This window comes from Lysobacter fragariae, assembly GCF_054779775.1.
The window spans coordinates 550,397-568,240 of record NZ_BAAGXP010000001.1 but is presented as its reverse complement, the minus strand read 5'-3'; the positions used below and the strand labels follow the sequence as shown (position 1 = coordinate 568,240).

The following is a 17,844-nucleotide window of genomic DNA, read 5'->3' as shown; positions in this document are numbered from 1 at the left end:
TGATCCGTGTGGCTTGACCATATAACCTCAAGTGGCCTTAGGCTTACGACGACGTCGTGACCTTCCAGGACCAACTTGCTACAATTCCCACATTCTTACGCCCGATCGGGACATCCCGGTCGTGCACAAGACGCAAGCAGGCGCACCAGCGCCGCTTCACCAGCTTGCTCAGTGACAATAGCGTTGTGGCACCACCCGTTCCCATCCCGAACACGGAAGTGAAACGCAACCGCGCCGATGGTAGTGTGCATCCGCATGCAAGAGTAGGTCATCGCTGAGCATTTACCCCGAAGCCCCGGTCCAAAAGACCGGGGCTTCTTTTTGTGTCAAAGAAAAACCCACAAACACCACCCGCCGCCGACTGACTTAATCCTTTGTCAATACATGACTTACTCATTGGGTTAATGCTGGGTGGCGCCGCTACGACGGTCGAGTTACCCCGGTGGTTTTCGCGAGAAATCCCTGGCCGGTCCGTTGACACGGCCCGCTACGGAATCGCCACTGCACGCAGAGAAGTCACGCATGGTCGACGGGTGCAGGCCTAGGGCCGCCGGAGCCAGAGGGCGGGTCCAAAGACCGGCCCCCATGTCCAGGACCCCGTGCAGCGGCGGAAATCAGTTATCGGACCGCGCGTCAGCTACCAAGTCAGCACGACGGCCGCGCTCGAAAGCCCGCACCCGGAAGTCACAATCAACCCTGACGGCGGAACGTCACTACCAGAACGTCCCGATGCGCGACCAACGCAGGATCCAAAGGCTCGACCGGCGTAACGCCATGGAACACGCGTGCGTCATCCACCAGCGCCGCATCCAATGCCTGGGTCAGGGTGAAGCTGCCCAACAGGGCACCATCGCCCGTGTGGATCGTGGTGGTCCCGCTAGCGATGTTCTTCCGGTCGACCATGAGGACAAGCACGTAGTCGACGCCATCACGATGCACGCCTTCGGGCGTGGGCTCCCCGGGCTCCCCGGGTTTGGCTTCGATGCGAAACTGGTGTACCTCGATGTGCCAGTGCCGGACGCCGGGCGCTAACGACGAAAAGAATCCGTTGCAGAAATCCAGGATGGTGCGCATCGACGTGCCATCGCCAACTTCGGCCGCGATTGGTTCAAACCATCGCTCGATATCGCCCTGCAGGGCGTTGTAGTCCGTCGTCTGGAAGTGCGGCTGGTGCGACTCGCGCATCGCCGCTTCACCCGCTGCGGCAGTGAACACGCCGTAGCGGCGACGTCGGTGGCGGCCCACCCGAGCCAGATAGGCGTCGGGCGCGAGTTCGTTCCAACTGGCGGCGAATGCGGCCCAATCCGTCAGGGGGCCGTGCCGCTCCAGCATCCGCCGCATGTCCTGCGAAGCGACGAAGGCAAAGCCGCCCGCGCTCAGCGATTCGGCGATGTTGGGTTCTGCGGACACAACCTGCATGGAATTCCGTGGAGCCGTGCGAAATCAGATCACCAGCGGCGGTTCGCCGCCGATGATCACCACGTCAGCCGCTCGCCGCGCGAACAGCCCCACCGAAACGACGCCGGGGATCTGGTTCAGCATCGTTTCCATCGCGACCGGATCGACGATCGAAAGTCCGTGTACGTCCAGGACAACGTTGCCGTTGTCGGTGACCACGCCGTCGCGCCATACCGGTTGACCACCGGTCTTCGCGAGGATCTCGCGCGCCACCAGGCTCCGCGCCATCGGGATCACCTCGACCGGCAGCGGGAACCTGCCCAGCACATCGACGCGCTTGGCCGGATCGATGATGCACACGAACTTCCCGCTGGCCTCGGCGATGATCTTCTCGCGCGTCAGCGCGGCGCCACCGCCCTTGATCAGGCGCTTGTGCGCGTCGCACTCGTCCGCGCCATCGACGTACAGCGCCAACGGACCGGCGCTGTTGAGGTCGAAAACCTCGATGCCGTGCGCACGCAGGCGCTGCGTGCTCTGCTCCGAGCTTGAGACGGTCCCGGCGATGCGGTCCTTGATCCTCGCCAGCGCGTCGATGAAATACGCGACAGTGGAGCCCGTACCGACGCCCACGATCATGCCGTCTTCGACGTATTCGATGGCTTTTTCGCCAGCCAGGCGCTTGGCTTCACTCATGTTCGGTTCGACTCGCAATACGGAATGTCTGGTCAGGAGCACCGGGTTTTGACCGGTCGTTTCATTCGAGGGAAAGCAGCAGCTTCCACTGTGCGGCCGTAACCGGCAGCACGGACAACCGGGAGCCGCGCTGGATCAGCGCGAAGCCTTCACCCAGAGCGTCCGCATGCTGGCGAATTTCCTCGAGTGCGATCGTCCGCTGCAGCTTGCGGTCGAACGTGACGTCCACGAGGTCCCAGCGCGGCTGTTCCTGCGTGGCCTTGGGGTCGAAATAGTCGGACTTGCGATCGAATTGCGTGGGGTCCGGGTACGGCGTGGTCGCCACGGTTGCGGTACCGACGATGCCCGGGACGTCACAGCTGGAATGATAGAAAAGCACGCCGTCGCCGACCTGCATGGCGCGCATGTGGTTGCGCGCCTGGTAGTTGCGCACGCCGCTCCACGGTTCGGTACCGACGCGTTTGAGGTCGTCGATCGAAAACGCGTCGGGCTCGGATTTCATCAGCCAGTAGCGGCGGCGGGCGGTCATGTTCGGGCGGTCGCGGTGGTGAAGTCATGCGTGGCGCTTTCGGTACACGCTGCGTCGAGGCGCACGTCCCAGTGTTCGTTCTGGAAGGTGTCGACCTGTTGCAGGGAAAACGCGGCGCCAACCAAGTACGGCGGCGCGGCGTTTTCGTGTCGGAATGCGAAGGTGCGATCGTACCAGCCGCCGCCCATGCCCAGGCGGCTCCCGTTGGCGTCGAACCCAACCAGCGGCAGTACGACGAGGGACAGCGCATCGCCTTCCAGCAAGGAAGAAGCGGCGAGGTCCGGTTCCGGGATGCCGTAGCGGTTGCTCACCAGTGCGTCGCCCGGTCGCCAGGGCGCGAAGCGCAGGCGCTGGTCGTCGCCCAGTACCGGCAGGCAATACACGCAATCGCGGGGCAGGCGCAGCTGCCAGGCATGAAGGGCGATCTCGCCGTCCATGGCCCAGTAGCCGGCGACATACCCGGAGGTCGGCGCGAAGGGCAATGCGAGCAACTGCGTCGCCAGCGCGTCCGCGGCGGCGATGCGTTGCGTCGCGGGCAGGGCGCGGCGCTGTTCGCGAAGGTGTCTGCGCAGCTGGTTTCGCGGCGTGGTGACGTCGGCACTCATGCGGTGACGGATGTGAAGGAGTGGAAACCGGGCGACACGCTAGCACTTCCTGCCATGGCAAGCCGCATTGGCGGAACCGGTCAGGGTGTGCCAATGCGTTGCGGTAATGTCGCCAAACAGGCCCGGCGTTTGAGGCACAGACATGGGCGTCATCGTTCCAGTCCGCGCGCACGGACGCTGTCGGTGAGGATTCCAGATGGAATCACGTCCGAACGATTCGTCATTGCGGTGTTTTCCGGGGCTGCCGTTTGAACGGCGTCGCCAGAGTCCGTGCTCCAGCGCAGCACGGGCGACATCAAAAGAAAGTCCTCCGCCGTGTGCGATGCGTACGAAACGACCTTGAACCCGGGGTTCAAGTGGGAACGCTTGGAAGCCTTCGGGCTTTCCGCTGCAAGGCGGACATGCACTCCGGGCCTCCGTTGCGCCCCCGGTGTCGTCATAAGGGACAAGGCGAATGTTTGCGTACGCTGTCGCGCACAGCAGAGGACGTGGGCGAAGTATAGCGCGGTGTCGATGACGGGTATGCCCGCTCGTCGGCACGGAATGCGACCAGCATCCGGATTCGACATCACGTGATCGATGTCGTGAGATCGCGTGGAGATATCTGCGCGCGTGAACCGGTTTGCTGCAACCCGCTCGTTGAGCCTGGCTATTGAATCAGCCTGCTAAATCTGCCTATTGAATCCGTCTGCTTGAACCCGCCTGCGTGAATCCGCGACGCGCGTTCAGTTCAGCGTGCCGGCGATTCGAACAGTCCGTCGAGTTTGCGATGGATGTCGTCGAGTGCGCGGGTGAGTTCGCGATCGCGGCCTTCACCTTCATCACGCAACAACTGCAGCTCGTGCGCGAGGTTCAGCGCCGCCAGCACCGCGACGCGATCGAGTGCCGCCATGCGGTTGTTGCCGCGGATCTCACGCATCTTGCCGTCGAGCAGCTTGGCCGCAGCCATCAGGCTGGCGCGCTCGTCGGGCTCGCAGCCGACGGTGTACTCGCGGTCGAGCAGACGGATGCTGACCGGTTCGCTGGCCTTGCTCACGTGTGCTGCTCCAGCGACTTCAGCCGCGCGATCATCGCTTCCACGCGCGTGCGCGCCTGTTCGTTCTTCGCCAGCAGGGAGGAACGCTCATTGACGAGCTGTTCCTGTTGCGAGCGCAGGCTGCGGTTTTCGTCGCTGAGTTTGCGTGCCTGCGCGCCCAGTTCGTCCAGGCGGGCGGACAGGGACTGCAGTTCGGCGATGAGTTGGTTGCGGTCCATGGGCGGATGATGGGGAGCCGGGCGGGGTGGGGTCAAGGCGCGTCAGGGACCGGGGCGGGCGTGATCCGGCTTCGGATTGCGATGTTGGCGCTGCCGGCCGGCGTCGGAGGGCTCACTGGAGGCCGTCACCAACGGGTTCACACCGGCGCCGCCGAACGATCCGCGCCTGCAGCCCGGGCCTGCCAGTTGCGCAGGAATGCCTGGCACTGGTCGGCCTCCATCGGCTGCGCGAGCCAGAAGCCCTGGATCTCGTCGCAGCCGTGTTGGCGCAGGAACTGCACCTGCGCCAGCGTTTCCACGCCTTCGGCGACGACGGTGAGGTCGAGCGAGTGCGCCATGGCGATGACCGCGCTGGTGATGGCTTCGTCGTCGGCGTCGCGGGTGAGGTCGCCGATGAATTCCTTGTCGATCTTCAGTGCGGTGATCGGCAGTCGCTTGAGGTAGGCCAGCGACGAATAACCGGTGCCGAAGTCATCCACGGCCAGGCCCACGCCCAGTTCGCGGATCGCCAGCAGCGTGGATGCGGTCTGCTCGGCGTTCGCCATGACCACGCTTTCGGTGAGCTCCAGTTCCAGCCGGTCGGCGGGAATGCCGCGGCCCGCCAAGGACCGGGTGACCACGTCGGGCAGGTGGCCGCGCAACAGTTGCAACGCCGAGACATTCACCGCCATCGATACGTCGGTGAGTCCACCAGCCCGCCATGCCTGCAGCGTCGCGCAGGCTTCGCGCATCGCCCATTCGCCGATTTCGAGGATCAGGCCGCTTTCCTCCGCCAACGGGATGAACACGTCCGGCGAAATCAGGCCGTATTCGATGCTGTGCCAGCGCAGCAGCGCTTCCACACCCGTGATCCGGTGCTGGGTGAGCGACAGGCGCGGCTGGAACACCAGTTGCAGCTCGTCGCGATCGAGCACCTTGCGCAACGCCGCGGACAGGTTGGCGCGCTGGCGGATTTCCACGTCCATCGCATCGGTGTAGCGCATGTAGGTGCGTCGTCCTGCCGCCTTCGCCTGGTACATCGCGGTGTCGGCGTGCTTGAGCAGGTCGGTGGGGATCTGCGCGTGGTCGGGATACAGGCTGATGCCGATCGAGGGCGAGATCGACACGTCGTGGCGCTCGTCCAGGTCCAGGGGTTCCTCGAACGCAGCGATGAGGTCGCGCGCGACCTGCTCGGCCTGCTCGGGGACGTCGACGTCTTCCAGCACCACGGTGAATTCGTCGCCGCCCAGCCGTGCCACGGTGTGCTGCGGACCGACCGTCTGCTGCAGCCGCGCTGCGGTGGCGCGCAGGATGCGGTCGCCGGCGGCGTGGCCGAGCGAGTCGTTGATGTCCTTGAACCGGTCCAGGTCGAGGAACAGCACCGCGATGCGCTTGCCTTGCCGGCGTGCCCGCACGATCGCGCGCGACAGCCGTTCCGACAGCAGCGTGCGGTTGGGCAGGCTGGTCAACGTGTCGTAGTTGGCGAGGTAGCGCAGTTCCTGTTCGGCGCGCTTCTGGTCGGTGATGTCGCCAAGCACGCCCACGTAATGGCTGCGCTGGCCGGTGGCATCCAGCACCGCGCTCGCCTGCACCGAGCAGAGGAATTCCTGTCCGTCCTTGCGTCGCTGCCAGAGCTCGCCGGACCAGTGTCCGTCGCGCTCCAGATGCACCCGCATCTGCCGGTAGAACTCCGCGTCGTGCTGCGGGCTGTTGAGCAGGCCGGTGTCGCGGCCGAGCACCTCGACATCGCTGTACCCGGTCATGCGGGTGAAGGCGGGATTGACCGAAATGAAGGCGAAGTCGCGGTCGAACACGCATACGGCTTCGCCCATGCTGCGCAGGACTTCGCTGGCGATGCGGCGCTCACGGTCGGCGTTGCGAGTGGCGGTGACGTCGCGTGCGGTGCCGGCGATGCGCAGGGCGCGGCCGCTGGCGTCGCGTTCGACCACGCGACCGCGCGCGAGCATCCACGCCCAATGGCCATCCGGCAGCCGCACGCGGTGCTCGGAGAGGAATTGGCTGGATTCGCCGCGCAGGTGCTGGCGCAGCAGGTCCTTTACCCGCGGTACGTCATCGGGATGGACGTCGTGCTGGTTCACGATTTCCATGTGCACGCGGCTCTCCGCGTCCTGCATGCCCTGTTCGTCGATGCGCATCGCGTGCATGCGCGCGGTGCGGAAGTCGTAGTCCCAGTAAAGTTCGCCGGAGCCCCACAGCGCCAGCTTCAGGCGTTGCTCGCGCTCGCGGATGGCCTGGTTGAAACCATCATCGACCATCACCCGCTGATGCCGTCGCCAACCGATGAAACCCAGCAGCCCGACCAGCACGAGGATCTCCAGCGCGATGGCATAGGGATGCTGCCACCACGGCGGCAGGACGCGCAGGCGCACGACCAGTTCCTTCGCGCTCCAGACTCCATCGCGATTGGTGGCTTGCGCGTGGAAGGTGTAATCGCCGGGCGGCACGCGGGTGTAGGTGATGTCCTGGTTGCGGCCGTTGTCGATCCAGCCCAGGTCGAAACCTTCCAGTCGGTAGCGGTACTGGATGTCGGCGCCGGGCGCGTAATCCAGTGCGCCAATGCGCAGGCGCAGCAGCTCGGCGCCGTCGGGTACTTCCAGCACCTGCGATTGCCACAGCGCGCCTTCCTGTCCGGGCGCATCCGCGCCGGCCTGCGCGGACAGCAGGCGCAGCGGCGGCACGTAGCGCGAATCGGCGATGTCGCGGGGGCGGAACACGTTGAGCCCGCGGACGCCGCCAAAGGCCAGCTGGCCGTCGGCGAGGACCGCTGCGGCGGCGCCATTGAATTCGAGATCCTGCAGGCCGTCGGCCAGACCGAAGAAACGCGAGCGGTCGTCGCGCGGATCGAAGCGGACGATGCCGTTGTCCGTGCCCAGCCAGAGCATGCCGTCGGGCGACGGCGCGATCGAGAACACCACGGGCACCGGCATCGCGCCCAGCGCGGCGGCCAACGGGTGCGCGAAACCGATGTGACCGCCGGTTTCCAGGACGCGGCTCAGCCCCGCGTGCGTGCCCACCCAGAGCGTGCCGTCGCTGCCCTGCCACAACGCGCGCACCAGGTTGCCCGGCAGGCTGTCGGCGGCATCGGTGGCATGGCGGAAGTGGTGCAGCCGGCCGTCCCGCGGATCGAGCATGTCCAGGCCGTCGCCGGTGCCGAACCAGACGCGCCCGCGGTTGTCTTCCAGCAGGGCGTGCACGGTCGGATGCGAGAGTTGGCTGTCATCGCCATCGCGATGCCCATAGTGGACGATCGAATGGTCCGCCATCCGGTAGTGCAGCGCGCCCGCTGCGGACATGCCAATCCACAGGTCACCGTGGCGGTCGAACATCAGGCTGCGAAGCGAGCTGGCCGAATATTCCCCGATGTCTACCGGGTCGACCTGGCGCGTCGCCGGATCCATGCGGAGCAGGCCCCGCGCCGTCGCCAACCAGATGCGTCCGTCGCCGCCGCGGGCCATCGCGAGGACGCGGCGTGGCGGCTTGCCGGGCGGCATCGGCGGCAGGCGCGCCGAGACGTCATCGAACTGGTCGCGTGCCAGGTCATAGCGCAGCAGGCGGGCGTCATCCGTGGCCAGCCATAGGGCGCCGGTGGCGTCCTGGGCGATCGAGCGCACGCTGTCGTCGGTCGCCGGGTTGTGGCTGGGGCCGCTGTTGAGATCGAGCACGTAGGTGAAGCGCGTGCCGCGTGGATCGGTGACGACAACGCCGCGGAACTGCCCGCCCACCCAGAGCGTGCCACCACTGTCGATCATCAGGGCATTGATGCCGTCCTCGGGCAGCCCGGCGACCAAGCCCTGTTGTTCGCGCACCGCGACCGAGCGCCCGCTGGCGGGATCGAGTTGCAACAGGCCCTGTCCGAACACCGACAGCCACAGGTGATGGTCCGGCGACTCCACGATCGCGCGGATCTCGCCCGCGGATTCGCCCTGCGCCGGCCAGGCGTGCAGCAGGGTGTGGCCATCACTGGCCAGTCGATACAGGCCGTTCGATGCGCCCACCCAGAGCTGGCCGTTGTGGTCGAAGGCCAGGCTGCGCACGGCCAGCGACTGGGACAGCCGGTCGATGCCGCCACGCGCGCCGATGCGATAGAGGCCGCCGGGGTTGCCGTACCAGACCTCGCCGTCGGGGCCGGCGAGCAATGCCTGCCCGGAACCGGTGCGCAGCACCTGCGGATCGAGCGTGATCACCCGGTCGCGGGTGCCGGTCCGCGGGTCCAGCCGGTCCAGGCCGGCCAGGGTGGCTATCCAGACGCGACCGGCCTGCGGCAACAGGGCGGTGACCTGCTGCTGCGACTGGCTGTCCGACGGCACCTGGAATCGGTGGATGCTGCCATCGCGCAGGTCCAGCCGCGCCACGTATTGCGAATACGTGCCGATCCACAACGAATGTTCGCCATCCAGCGCCAGCGACGTGACGTAACTGTCGGGCAGGCTGCCCGGATCGCGCGGATCGTGGCGGAAGAGCCGGTAGCGCTGGCCGTCGTAACGATGCAGTCCGCCCTGCGTGGCGACCCACACGAAACCCTGCGGATCCTGCACCAGCGCATTGACGGTGTTCTGCGCCAGCCCGCGCTCGCTGCCGATCCGTTCGAAGTAGAACTCACGCGTCGTCGCCATCGCCGTATTGCCAACGGCGATCGACACCAGCAAGGCAGCCAGGCCCAGGAAGCAGCGCAAGGAGGACGAAAGCGGACGCACGGACCCCAATCCGTTGAGCGTGTTCACGAGTGTACGGTACCCCGGCGATCGTGGAAGGCGCCTCCCGGCGGGACCGGTCGCCCGTTCGACCACCCCATGGGTGTTGGCAGGCCCTAAACTGGCGTGGTCCCCGCCTGGCCCGATATCCGTGTCCGAATCCGACCTGCCCGCCGCATCCGCCATAGAAACCGAGATCCGTCGCCTGAACCTGGCGTTGTCCGTAGCGGAACTCCACGGGGGGCTGTGCGGCTGGCTGGCGGGCGGCGGGGCGTCCAATCGCGAATGGCTGGCCCAGGTGATGGCCGATCCGGCGGTGCAGCCCGTGGCCGATGGCAGTCCGCTCGACCAGCTGCGCTTGGCCAGTGCAGCGCAGTTGGCCGATCGCAGCTTCGATTTCGAATTGATGCTGCCCGATGCAGACACCTCGCTATCCGAGCGCAGCGGCGCGCTGTTCGACTGGTGCCGCGGCTTCATCGGTGGCTTCGGCCTGTCCGCAGGCGCCAGTGCACCGATGTCCGAAGACAGCAGCGAGGCCCTGGCCGACCTTGCCCGCCTGGCCGCGGCCCAGCCGCAGGATGACGGCGACGAGGAGGACGAAGAAGCGCTGGTCGAGATCGAGGAATTCGTGCGCGTCGCAGTGCTGTTGCTGCACGGCGACTGCGTGCTGGCCGTGCAGCATCGGCAGAAATTCAACTGACGGCCCAGCGCGACGCGAATACCCTCAATTTCCGCCGTCACCTGGATGCAGCACCCCGACGGATTCCCGGATGCGGCCTGGTTGTGGCACGGTCAGCGGATGACGACGCAATGGCGGTCGTGATGGCGACTGCCGCGACTGGCCGGTTTCGAAGCACCCTGTTGCCAAGCGCCCTCCCGCCTGCACGGGAATGACGAGCAGATCCCGCCACGATGCATAAACCGATTTCCACGCCTGCCCGCAATTACGTCCGCCGCCGCAAGCAGCTCATGCGCATGGCCGGCGACCAGGCCATCGCCATCCTTCCCGCCGCGCGAGAAGTAGTGCGCAGTCGCGACACCCACTATCCGTACCGGCAGGATTCGGATTTCTGGTACCTCACCGGATTCCCCGAGCCCGACGCGGTGCTCGTGCTGGTGCCGGGCCGCAAGCACGGCGAGACGCTGCTGTTCTGCCGCGAACGCGATGCCGAACGCGAAAGCTGGGACGGTCCGCGCGCAGGTCCCGAAGGCGCCGTGGAAGCGTTCGGCATGGACGATGCGTACCCGATCACCGATCTCGACGACATCCTGCCGGGCCTGCTTGAAGGCCGCACGCGCGTCTACTACCACTTCGGTCGTGACCAGGAATTCGACCTCAAGCTGATCGGCTGGCTCAACCGCGTGCGCGCCATGGTGCGCCAGGGCGCGCAGCCGCCGCACGAATTCCTCGAGCTGGGCCATCTGCTCGACGAGATGCGCCTGTTCAAGGATCGCGACGAAATGCGCCTGATGCAGCGCGCCGCGGACATCAGCGTACTGGCGCACCAGTCGGCGATGCGTGCCGTGCGTGGTGGCATGCACGAGTACGAATTGCAGGCGGAGATCGAACGCGTGTTCCGCCAGCACGACGCACAGCCCGCCTACGGCAGCATCGTCGGTGCCGGGCACAACGCCTGCGTGCTGCACTACCGCGCCAACAACGCGCAGGCGAAGGATGGCGAACTGGTCCTGGTCGACGCCGGCGCGGAGTACCGCGGTTACGCCGCCGACATCACCCGGACGTTCCCGGTCACGGGCCGTTTCAGCAAGGAGCAACGCGTGCTGCACGACTTGGTCGGCGCCGCGCAGGCCGCAGCGCTGGCGCAGGCGTGCCCCGGCGTTGCCTACGAAGCCGGCCACAATGCCGCGGTCGAAACGCTCACCGAAGGGTTGCTGCGCGTGGGCCTGCTGAAGGGCAAACTCGAGAAGAACCTCAGCGATGGCAGCTACAGGCGCTTCTATCGCCACAAGACTGGCCACTGGCTTGGCCTGGACGTGCACGACGTGGGCGAGTACCGCTTCGATGGTGAATCCCGGCTGCTCGAGCCGGGCATGGTCTTCACCATCGAGCCCGGCCTCTACATCGCGCCGGACGACACCAGCGTGGACGCGAAATGGCGTGGCATCGGCATCCGCATCGAGGACGACGTGCTGGTGACCCAGGACGCGCCGCAGGTGCTGACCCACGCGCTCGCGCGCAGTGCCGACGAGATTGAGGCATTCATGGCGGCCTGAGGCCGCCGGATCGCGTCGCGATACTCATTCCGCCTGCAGTGGTTTCGGCGTCGCGGTCGTGTCGGCGCCCTGTCGCGGGGCAGGGCAGTGCGGGATCGACGCGTGCCGCGGCATCACTCCGGCAGGCGCAGCGACACCTGCCCCAGCACGTAACGCCAACCTTCCGGCGTGCGTACGTAGGTGTCGCTGAACCACAGTTTGTAGTCGAAGCGGCTGCCGTCGCGATTGCTGCCTTTCAGCCACAGCTTCGCCGTCACCACCGCGGTATCGCCCCACACGCGCACGATCTGTTCGAGTTCGTCCTGTTGTTCGTAGCTGCGCGATTGTTCACGCGCATCTTTCAACAATGCGGACTTGTCGAACGTGGTGCCGTTGCCGAGCACAAGGACGAAGTCGTCGGCCAGGATGCGGTCCATCGTGGCGACGTCGTTGGCCTTGACCGCGGCCTGGTAGGTGGTGTCCAGCGCGGCGACGGTGGCACGGTCGTCGACGGGAGCGGCCTGGGCGAGCGCGGATACGACGAGTCCGCAGAGTAGGGCGGCATTGTGGAGGGGGCGGTGCATTCGAGGCCTCGTGGGCGTGTGGTTCAGGGCATCGTGGCGTCCTCCCGGGGCCTGCGCTGGCCGTTTTCGGACACGGTTCCCGGCGCGAGGCTGAATGCGCAAGGCTGGTAAACCTTTCGCACATCCGCGCGATACGACCGAACCCTAGACTTGCCCGCATGTTCCTGCGTCGCGCCCCGTGGTTCCTGCTGGCCGTGCTGCTGGTCGCGGCGACGTCCGTGCAGGCGCGCACCGTGTATCGGTGCGTTCGCCACGGTACGGTGAGCCTGGCGACCGCGCCTGAACCAGGCTCACGCTGCACCGCCATGCATGTCGACGACGATGCGGTGAAGGTGCCGAACCTGTGGGGTTCGCTCGGCGTTGTCACCGGGTCGCTGTACGAGCGCCAGCAGGATGGCCGCACCGTCTATTCCACGCGCAACCTGCCCGGTTCGGTGAAGGTGCTGTCGTTCACCGTCGAAACGCCGCCCGGCGAACCCGCCCATGCTGGCCTGGGCAACGTGGGCAAGCCGCGGCTGGATCGCTTCGCCACGCAGTTCCGTGCGGCCGCGAAGAAGACCGGCGTGGAAGACGCATGGCTGCGCGCGATCGCGCACGCGGAAAGTGGCTTCGACGACAAGGCGGTATCGCCCAAGGGTGCGCAGGGCGTGATGCAGCTGATGCCCGACACCGCGCGCGAGTACGGCGTCGTCGACGCGTTTTCCTCCGCGCAATCCATCGATGCCGGCGCACGCCACCTGCGCACGCTGTCCAGGCGCTACAAGGGCGACTTCACCCTGGTGGCCGCCGCTTACAACGCCGGCGTTGGCACGGTCACGCGCTACGGTGGCGTGCCGCCGTACCGGGAAACCCAGGAATACATCGCCAAGGTGCAGGCGCTCTACCAGGCCTACAGCCTCGCGCTGGGGCACCGGAAAGGCGTGGCCCGCAGGGAACGCGCTGCACCGTAGCCAGGGACGATATCCAGATCGGCGACTTCGATCAGGTTCGCCACCGACAAATCGCGCAATGTCGCTTCGCGAGCATGCGTGCACACGCACGATGCAGTTTCGCGCATTGCGCGCGTGCCGGGATGTTCAGCGGATCAGTGCGATCGGCGTATCGAAAGGCAGCACGGCGGCGCCGGTACGGGTGACCGCCACTTCCACCGCCGGGAGCAGTTCTGACGCGCCATCGACCAGCACCAGGATGCGTCCCGCCTTGATTTCGCTGTCGAACTTCTGCCGGACGGGATCGGGAAGTGACGATCCCACCAATGCCGATGCAAACCCGCCGATCAGCGCGCAGGCCACGCCGACCAGGACCGCGCCGGTCCAGCTGATTCCCACCGAGGGCATCAGCACCACCGCGATCGCGCCGGCGACCAGGCCGGCGACCCCGCCGATTGCCATGCCGCGTAGTGCAGCCGGGATGAAGTCGCTGTCGGCTTCCTTGCGACGGTTGGGGATGTGGCCCACCTCGATGTCCGATCGCGCCACCAGCGAGATGTCGTCGTCGTGGATGCCGGCTTCGCGCGCGGCCTGCATGGCGGCGCGGGCGCAGATCAGATCGGGGGTACTGAAAACGCGTCGGTTCTTCATCGCGCGCTCCTGCATGCACGGCCGCAGACGGACGTTATGGAAAGGCGCCACGCGGCCCCTCGGCGCCTGGAGCCAGCTTTGCTCCGCAAAGGTTATCGGCGCGTGATGGTTTCCGACCGTTGTCATCGCCGGTCGATTGCGTGCGACGGGCGTCACGCGTCCAGCTCAGGACAGTGGCGTACGCTGGCACGGCTTCGAAGGAGTCGCCGCCATGCTGCCAACCATCACCGTGCACTGCCCGTACTGCGGCGAACCGGTTGAGTTGATGATCGATGCCGCGGACGACCTGCAACGTTATGTCGAGGATTGCCCGGTGTGTTGCCGCCCGATCGAAGTGAGCGTGGCGATCGATGGCGCGGGCGAGTTGCTGGTGAGCGCGATGCGCGACAACGAGGCCTGATCCCGCGCAACTTTGCATCGCCGCCCCAATTGGCTTCGCACGGTGCAATCGGGTGGTGTCGTGGCCCGGATTTGTAAGTGTTGTGTTGCGTTCAGTGATGACGCTTCGCGCGATGCGGGTTGCGTCACGCAAACGCGCGCATTCAGCACGCGGCATAAACCGGATCGACGCCGCTGTGGTTAACGCCGCGTCGACGCCGCGCTTTCCAGGGGTGCTTTGGTTCATCCGACGATCGGCATGGTGCGTTGCGTGCGGCAATTCCCCGTTGCATTGACTGTCGCCGCGCGCTTCCCCTTAAGGAGAAACATAGATGAAGAGTGTGCCCCGCAACTCCCTGATCGGCGCGCTGGCCCTGGTTGCCTCGCTGTCCGCACCGCTGGCCTTCGCGCAGTCCGAATCGTCCACCGCAAGCGATCCGGCACAGCAGTCGACATCGGCGACGGACGCTTCTTCGGCCACGACGGCCGATGCGCAGTACCAGTCGACCACGTCCAATGACGCCAGCGCTGCAGCGACCGCGGGCGACCCGGCGAAGAAAAGCTGGAACGACGTCGACGGTGACAAGGACGGCAAGCTGAGCAAGACCGAAGCCGCCGCCGTTCCGGCACTGGGCCAGGTGTTCGACCAGGCCGATGCCGATGCCGACGGCACGCTGACCGCCGACGAGTACAAGGCGTATGTCGCCAAGGCGCAGGGCGGTGACAAGCCGGCCGAAGACAAGAAGTAAGTCGTGCTGTAAACGGGCGATCAGAGCCTGGTCGCCCGGTGTGTGATCGCTTTTGCTTTTGCCAGCACCTGACCGCTGGCATTGGGCGGGGCGCGGATCCGTCCGCGCCCCGTCTTTTGTTGGCTGACTGAGCATGCTGAACTTGTCTTGCGGCGCCTTGGCGTCGCGCTGGCATACTGCGCGCATGATTCCCGCGAACAATGCAATTGCGCTGGTCGGTTTCGACGGCGACGACACCCTGTGGCGCAGCGAGGACTACTTCCACGCCACCCAGCAGGATTTCGAAGCCATCCTCAATGCGTACGTCGACCTGCACGACGCACGCACGCACGAGCGCCTGTATGCCGTGGAGATGCGCAACCTTGCGCTGTTCGGCTACGGCGTGAAAAGCATGACGCTATCGATGGTCGAGGCCGCGGTGGAGATCACCGATGCGCGCATCAGTGCGCGCGACGTGCACCGCATCGTCGAACTGGGCAAGGCACTCCTGCAGCATCCGGTGGAACTGCTGCCCGGCATCCGGGAGGCCGTCGAGGCCATTGCCGCCGAACACGAGGTCGTGCTGATCACCAAGGGCGACCTGTTCCACCAGGAAAACAAGGTGAAGCAGTCGGGCCTGGCGGATCTGTTCCACCGCATCGAGATCGTCAGCGAGAAGGATGCAACGACCTATTCGCGCGTGCTGGGCGAATTCGACCTTCCGGCGTCGCGCTTCGCGATGATCGGCAACTCCTTGCGGTCGGATATCGCACCGGTGCTGCAGTTGGGCGGGTGGGGCGTGTACATGCCCTACCACGTGACCTGGGCGCATGAGAACGAAGCCGAGGTCGCCGACGACGCGCCGCGCCTGCGTCGCGTGGCCGCGCCGGACGAGCTCCCCGCCGCGGTGCGCTCGCTGGCCGTGCAGGCGATGCCCAACGCGCGCTGAGCGCCCACGGGCGGGGGCGGAAAAATTACGAAACCGTTCACGCGGGCGATTGCATCGTCGGCTCCGTACCCGCCGTGGTGGCGGGTGAGAGGAGATTCCACATGGCCATCCTGTCCCGCTGGATCGCACCTGCCGTACTGGCCGTCGGCTTTGGTACGGTGGCGCTGGCACCGGCCCCCGTCCGCGCACAGAGCAGTGACGACCTGGTCCGCGTGATCGTCGATGTCGCCGACGTGATCTACCACGGCGGCCAGCCGTACTACCGCTACGGGTACGGCGACTACGGTTACAACGATCGCCTGATCGTGTCGCGCGACCGTTACGGTCGCCCGGTGTACTACCGCCAGGTGCCGCGCTACAGCTACGACGACAGCTATCGCATGGGACCGCCATATGGCCATGCGTACGGCTACCGGCGCAACCATCAGGCCGCACTGCGCACGCGGGTGGTCTGCGATCGTCATGGCCGTTGCGTTACCCGCTACTACGACCCGCGCCGGGACGATCGCTACGGCGACGGATACGGTCGCTACGACAACCGCTACTACAGCTACGATCGCCGCGACCGCCATTACGACGATGATCGCGATCATCGTCGCTGGCGCGACCGCGACGACGATTGATCCGGGTTGAGCCACGCCCGGCAACTCTGCGGCGGTCGATCAGGAAGACTGGTTGAGAGGTCGACCGCCGCATGACGGCACTGCCTGGCAGTGCCGTCTCCTTTTGCAGCGCCGCTCATGCGGCCGGGCACGCATCGCCCGGCGCAATGGGCGAAGACGGACACTTCGCCACCGCGGTGCTAGCCTTTGCGGCATCGCTCTCCAGGGAGAAACAACAGATGCTGCGTCGCTTCCTTCCCGTCGCCTGCGCCGGCCTCATGGCGCTGACCTTCGCACCGACCGCGTCCGCCGGCGGCCCCATCACCTGCAAGCTGCACTTCAACCTCTCGGGATGGTCGTTGTTCTACAAGACCGCATCCGGCGATGGCACGGTGACGTGCAGCAACGGCCAGAGCCTCGGTGTTGCGATCCGCGCCAAGGGCGGCGGACTGACCTTCGGCAAGTCGAAGATCACCGACGGCAGCGGCGAGTTTTCCGGCGTCTTCAACATCAATGACGTGCTGGGCACCTACGCCAATGCCGAGGCCCACGCGGGCGCCGGGCGCTCCGCCAAGGCGACGGCGATGACCAAGGGCAGCGTGTCGCTGGCCATCGCGGGACGCGGCGAGGGCTTCGACCTCGGTGTAGCCTTCGGCAAGTTCGTGATTTCCGCTCGCTGAGGCCCGCGGTGGGCCGCTTTGAGATGGGCAGCCGACCAAGCAGTGGGCGGTGCTGTGGGCGTTCCGCGGCGCTACGACGGCGTTCATCGGCCCCGGACTTCGTTGAACGCGAACCGATGAGTCGTGGTCCGACGGCTCAGAGCCCGTTCATCCGGGCCCAACCAGCATCCGCTTGTACTGCCGCGGCCATGCCGCGATCCGACGAGGAGTTCCCATGTTGAACATTCCCATGTTGAGCACGATCAAGTCGCACGGCAGGGCCGGCGCGCTGTCGCTGGCGTTGGCGTTGGCCACGCTGAGTGGCGGTGCGGCGGCGCAGGATCTCACCGTCGGCTGGAATCCGCGCAGCGGCGACGTATGGGTCGACACCTGGGCCGGCGACATGAACCGCTACGGTTCGCGCTACCGCGATCCCTTCATCGACGAGATGGTCCGCTACCACAGCGCGCCGCGGCCGCTGGTGGTGGAGCTGCTCGATCGCCGCATGGCGCCGGGGGACATCTACCTGGCGTGTTCGATCGCCTCGATCATCGGCCGCCCGTGTCGCTACGTCGTCGACGAATGGGACCGCGATCGCGGCCAGGGTTGGGGCGTGATCGCCAAGCGCATGGGCATCAAGCCGGGTTCGGCCGAGTTCCATCGCCTCAAGGCCGGGTTCGTCCCCACCTATGACCGCTGGGCGCGTCCGATCGACCTGGATGACGAACTGCACCGCGTCTACCCGAACCGTCCGCAGCACGGCAATGCCGGCAAGTCCGACCATGGCAAATCGGGCAAGTCCGCCAAGGGCAACAAGGGTGGTGGCGCCGCATCCGGCCACGGGAGCAAGGGAGGCAACCACGGTGGCGGCTCGACGAAGGGCCACGGTGGCGGTGATCACGGTCAAGGCAGTGGTCAAGGCGGTGGCAAGAGCGGCCAGAAGAAGGGCGGCGGCAAGGGCCACGGCAAGGGCTGATCGC

At 66.3% G+C, this 17,844-nt stretch carries 18 protein-coding genes, 1 rRNA gene and 1 other RNA gene; 10 read left to right on the top strand and 10 right to left on the bottom strand.

Annotated elements, in window-relative coordinates; translation table 11 throughout:
• Positions 1 to 167 precede the first annotated feature (167 nt).
• A 5S ribosomal RNA gene (rrf, locus tag ACYVD7_RS02580) occupies positions 168 to 280 on the top strand.
• 410 nt (positions 281 to 690) lie between these two features.
• Here rrf and ACYVD7_RS02575 read toward each other — a convergent pair.
• The 8 genes from ACYVD7_RS02575 to ACYVD7_RS02540 form a co-directional block, all read right to left on the bottom strand.
• Positions 691 to 1,419 carry a 2OG-Fe dioxygenase family protein gene (locus ACYVD7_RS02575; protein ID WP_460758707.1) on the bottom strand — a complete coding sequence of 243 codons (729 nt, stop codon included), beginning with the start codon at positions 1,417 to 1,419 and terminating at the stop codon, positions 691 to 693.
• A 24-nt stretch (positions 1,420 to 1,443) separates the two neighbouring features.
• Positions 1,444 to 2,091 carry a ribose-5-phosphate isomerase RpiA gene (gene rpiA / locus ACYVD7_RS02570; protein WP_460758706.1) on the bottom strand — a complete coding sequence of 216 codons (648 nt, stop codon included), beginning with the start codon at positions 2,089 to 2,091 and terminating at the stop codon, positions 1,444 to 1,446.
• A 61-nt stretch (positions 2,092 to 2,152) separates the two neighbouring features.
• Positions 2,153 to 2,620: an EVE domain-containing protein gene (locus ACYVD7_RS02565; protein WP_460758704.1), complete on the bottom strand. Its 468-nt coding sequence runs from the start codon at positions 2,618 to 2,620 to the stop codon at positions 2,153 to 2,155.
• Complete coding sequence (locus tag ACYVD7_RS02560) at positions 2,617 to 3,225, bottom strand: 5-formyltetrahydrofolate cyclo-ligase (protein ID WP_460758702.1); 609 nt, start codon at positions 3,223 to 3,225, stop codon at positions 2,617 to 2,619. Before ACYVD7_RS02560 ends, ACYVD7_RS02565 begins: the two co-directional genes overlap by 4 nt.
• A gap of 303 nt (positions 3,226 to 3,528) precedes the next feature.
• Positions 3,529 to 3,714: non-coding RNA, 6S RNA (ssrS, locus tag ACYVD7_RS02555), on the bottom strand.
• Between the two features lie 241 nt (positions 3,715 to 3,955).
• Positions 3,956 to 4,261, bottom strand: coding sequence for a cell division protein ZapA (locus ACYVD7_RS02550; protein WP_460758700.1), 306 nt, complete (start codon positions 4,259 to 4,261; stop codon positions 3,956 to 3,958).
• On the bottom strand, positions 4,258 to 4,479 hold the full coding sequence (locus ACYVD7_RS02545; RefSeq protein ID WP_460758699.1) for a TIGR02449 family protein: 222 nt from the start codon (positions 4,477 to 4,479) through the stop codon (positions 4,258 to 4,260). The genes ACYVD7_RS02550 and ACYVD7_RS02545 overlap by 4 nt, the downstream gene beginning before the upstream one ends.
• A 137-nt stretch (positions 4,480 to 4,616) precedes the next feature.
• Entirely contained in the window at positions 4,617 to 9,173 is a 4,557-nt protein-coding gene (locus ACYVD7_RS02540; RefSeq protein WP_460758697.1) for an EAL domain-containing protein, read from the bottom strand.
• 148 nt (positions 9,174 to 9,321) lie between these two features.
• Here ACYVD7_RS02540 and ACYVD7_RS02535 point away from each other — a divergent pair, with 148 nt between their 5' ends.
• The gene (locus ACYVD7_RS02535; protein ID WP_460758696.1) at positions 9,322 to 9,870 is read left to right on the top strand and encodes a UPF0149 family protein; all 549 of its coding nucleotides are present in this window, start codon (positions 9,322 to 9,324) and stop codon (positions 9,868 to 9,870) included.
• A 212-nt stretch (positions 9,871 to 10,082) separates the two neighbouring features.
• On the top strand, positions 10,083 to 11,405 hold the full coding sequence (locus ACYVD7_RS02530) for an aminopeptidase P N-terminal domain-containing protein (protein ID WP_460758694.1): 1,323 nt from the start codon (positions 10,083 to 10,085) through the stop codon (positions 11,403 to 11,405).
• A gap of 113 nt (positions 11,406 to 11,518) precedes the next feature.
• Here ACYVD7_RS02530 and ACYVD7_RS02525 read toward each other — a convergent pair whose 3' ends face one another.
• Positions 11,519 to 11,968: a nuclear transport factor 2 family protein gene (locus ACYVD7_RS02525; RefSeq protein ID WP_460758693.1), complete on the bottom strand. Its 450-nt coding sequence runs from the start codon at positions 11,966 to 11,968 to the stop codon at positions 11,519 to 11,521.
• Between the two features lie 164 nt (positions 11,969 to 12,132).
• On the opposite strand from ACYVD7_RS02525, the gene ACYVD7_RS02520 reads away from it, so the two are divergent.
• Entirely contained in the window at positions 12,133 to 12,918 is a 786-nt protein-coding gene (locus ACYVD7_RS02520; protein WP_460758759.1) for a lytic transglycosylase domain-containing protein, read from the top strand.
• 126 nt (positions 12,919 to 13,044) lie between these two features.
• Here the strand turns inward: ACYVD7_RS02520 and ACYVD7_RS02515 are convergent, their stop codons facing one another.
• Positions 13,045 to 13,548, bottom strand: coding sequence for a hypothetical protein (locus ACYVD7_RS02515; RefSeq protein ID WP_460758691.1), 504 nt, complete (start codon positions 13,546 to 13,548; stop codon positions 13,045 to 13,047).
• Positions 13,549 to 13,759: 211 nt separating this feature from the next.
• On the opposite strand from ACYVD7_RS02515, the gene ACYVD7_RS02510 reads away from it, so the two are divergent.
• From ACYVD7_RS02510 to ACYVD7_RS02485, 6 genes are all read left to right on the top strand, one after another.
• Complete coding sequence (locus ACYVD7_RS02510; RefSeq protein WP_460758690.1) at positions 13,760 to 13,948, top strand: CPXCG motif-containing cysteine-rich protein; 189 nt, start codon at positions 13,760 to 13,762, stop codon at positions 13,946 to 13,948.
• A 310-nt stretch (positions 13,949 to 14,258) separates the two neighbouring features.
• On the top strand, positions 14,259 to 14,675 hold the full coding sequence (locus tag ACYVD7_RS02505; RefSeq protein WP_460758688.1) for an EF-hand domain-containing protein: 417 nt from the start codon (positions 14,259 to 14,261) through the stop codon (positions 14,673 to 14,675).
• Between the two features lie 184 nt (positions 14,676 to 14,859).
• A complete protein-coding gene (locus ACYVD7_RS02500) occupies positions 14,860 to 15,603 on the top strand; it encodes an HAD family hydrolase (RefSeq protein WP_460758687.1) in 744 nt (247 codons plus the stop codon).
• A gap of 101 nt (positions 15,604 to 15,704) precedes the next feature.
• Positions 15,705 to 16,226, top strand: a complete 522-nt coding sequence (locus ACYVD7_RS02495) for a hypothetical protein (protein WP_460758685.1) — start codon at positions 15,705 to 15,707, stop codon at positions 16,224 to 16,226.
• 218 nt (positions 16,227 to 16,444) lie between these two features.
• The gene (locus ACYVD7_RS02490; protein WP_460758684.1) at positions 16,445 to 16,885 is read left to right on the top strand and encodes a hypothetical protein; all 441 of its coding nucleotides are present in this window, start codon (positions 16,445 to 16,447) and stop codon (positions 16,883 to 16,885) included.
• Positions 16,886 to 17,099: 214 nt separating this feature from the next.
• Positions 17,100 to 17,840 carry a hypothetical protein gene (locus tag ACYVD7_RS02485; RefSeq protein ID WP_460758682.1) on the top strand — a complete coding sequence of 247 codons (741 nt, stop codon included), beginning with the start codon at positions 17,100 to 17,102 and terminating at the stop codon, positions 17,838 to 17,840.
• Positions 17,841 to 17,844: the final 4 nt, after the last annotated feature.

Excerpts from the sequence above, each read along its gene's own strand:
- ACYVD7_RS02575 (WP_460758707.1), bottom strand. The coding sequence starts at position 1,419 with ATGCAGGTTGTGTCCGCAGAACCCAACATCGCCGAATCGCTGAGCGCG.
- rpiA (WP_460758706.1), bottom strand. The coding sequence starts at position 2,091 with ATGAGTGAAGCCAAGCGCCTGGCTGGCGAAAAAGCCATCGAATACGTC.
- ACYVD7_RS02565 (WP_460758704.1), bottom strand. The coding sequence starts at position 2,620 with ATGACCGCCCGCCGCCGCTACTGGCTGATGAAATCCGAGCCCGACGCG.
- ACYVD7_RS02560 (WP_460758702.1), bottom strand. The coding sequence starts at position 3,225 with ATGAGTGCCGACGTCACCACGCCGCGAAACCAGCTGCGCAGACACCTT.
- ACYVD7_RS02545 (WP_460758699.1), bottom strand. The coding sequence starts at position 4,479 with ATGGACCGCAACCAACTCATCGCCGAACTGCAGTCCCTGTCCGCCCGC.
- ACYVD7_RS02530 (WP_460758694.1), top strand. The coding sequence starts at position 10,083 with ATGCATAAACCGATTTCCACGCCTGCCCGCAATTACGTCCGCCGCCGC.
- ACYVD7_RS02525 (WP_460758693.1), bottom strand. The coding sequence starts at position 11,968 with ATGCACCGCCCCCTCCACAATGCCGCCCTACTCTGCGGACTCGTCGTA.
- ACYVD7_RS02515 (WP_460758691.1), bottom strand. The coding sequence starts at position 13,548 with ATGAAGAACCGACGCGTTTTCAGTACCCCCGATCTGATCTGCGCCCGC.
- ACYVD7_RS02510 (WP_460758690.1), top strand. The coding sequence starts at position 13,760 with ATGCTGCCAACCATCACCGTGCACTGCCCGTACTGCGGCGAACCGGTT.
- ACYVD7_RS02505 (WP_460758688.1), top strand. The coding sequence starts at position 14,259 with ATGAAGAGTGTGCCCCGCAACTCCCTGATCGGCGCGCTGGCCCTGGTT.
- ACYVD7_RS02500 (WP_460758687.1), top strand. The coding sequence starts at position 14,860 with ATGATTCCCGCGAACAATGCAATTGCGCTGGTCGGTTTCGACGGCGAC.
- ACYVD7_RS02495 (WP_460758685.1), top strand. The coding sequence starts at position 15,705 with ATGGCCATCCTGTCCCGCTGGATCGCACCTGCCGTACTGGCCGTCGGC.
- ACYVD7_RS02490 (WP_460758684.1), top strand. The coding sequence starts at position 16,445 with ATGCTGCGTCGCTTCCTTCCCGTCGCCTGCGCCGGCCTCATGGCGCTG.
- ACYVD7_RS02485 (WP_460758682.1), top strand. The coding sequence starts at position 17,100 with ATGTTGAACATTCCCATGTTGAGCACGATCAAGTCGCACGGCAGGGCC.